Annotated in this window: 1 protein-coding gene and 1 pseudogene; one reads left to right on the top strand and one right to left on the bottom strand. The window is 69.2% G+C overall.

The annotated features are described in order from the left end of the window. Positions 1-508 (bottom strand): ABC transporter substrate-binding protein (locus tag D3D02_RS18010; protein WP_147435694.1); only part of this gene is annotated, 508 nt, incomplete at its 3' end. Between the two features lie 300 nt (positions 509-808). Here D3D02_RS18010 and D3D02_RS18005 point away from each other — a divergent pair. After that, positions 809-1,068 (top strand): annotated as a pseudogene (locus D3D02_RS18005) (hypothetical protein); the annotation flags it as partial.

Raw genomic sequence — 1,068 nt, 5'->3', positions numbered from 1 at the left:
GTTCGCCCTGCGGCGAGGTGACGAACGGGGTCGCCGCGTGCGTGATCATAAAGGGGATCTGGAGCTGCGAGATCTGCGGCGCGACCGCCTGCGCGACGCCGCTGGAGTCGAGCCCGAACAGCCCGTCGACGTTGTCCTCCTGAACGAGGCTGCGGATCTGCTGGATCGCCGTGTCGCCGCTCGCCTCCGTGTCGCGGACGAGCACCTCCAGGTCGCGACCGTCGATCCCGCCGTTCTCGTTGATCCGCGTCTGCGCGAACTCGATCCCCCGTTCGGCTTCCTCGCCGTACAGCGACGCGAAGCCCGAGAGGATGTACGCGGCGCCGAGCGTCACGGGGCCGCTGTCGCCGCCCCCGCCGCCCGAACAGCCGGCGAGCGCGACCGCCGTGCCCGCGCCGGCGGCCTGGAGAAACCGCCGTCGACGGACCGATGACTGTGCGACCGAATCTGTCGTCGAGTCGTTTTCCCGGTTATGCTTGTTTCCGGCACCTCCATTTTCGGTTTCCATTGTTAACAATCGTCCGTGAGTGTCGCTCACCACATAAATATGTAGGTCCGTGACATACACGAGCCCGAGTTTCCGGTGAGACGCCCCGTCGAGACGCTCTGAACCGGGGTCGAACGCCTCGGATTGCCCCCTCTCCGTGGTGATTAGCGCGGCTCTCCGTGTGACCAATGTTAATGTGTCTGTGTGACATTGTCACGTCTTACGTAGATGTCGTGAACCCGCCAACCGGAGACCGCGCATTCGCCCCGGGAGCCGAGCGCGGCCGCAAGGACGATACGCCCGCGGCGTCGACCGTGACACATGACCTTCGGCGACCTGTTCGAGCGCGCGGCCGCGCTCGACGGCGACCGCGACGAAGCGGACGTGCGGCGCGCCCTCGACGACGCGCGAGCGGCGCGGGAGGCCGGGGACTCCTCCGGCGGCGACGCGGTCGCCGAGCCCCGCGAGCCCAGTCCGGCGCGCGTCGTCGCCGACGCCGACGCGCTCGCGGCCGACCTCCTCCTCGGCGGGGCCGCGCGCGAGGCGCTCGACGCGCTGCGGTCGCACGCGTGGACGACGCT

The sequence above is a fragment of the Halobellus sp. Atlit-38R genome (genome assembly GCF_003665925.1).
Lineage (GTDB): Archaea > Halobacteriota > Halobacteria > Halobacteriales > Haloferacaceae > Haloquadratum > Haloquadratum inordinatus.
Note: the sequence above shows the minus strand (reverse complement) of the source record. Positions and strands in the feature narration are given on the sequence as shown.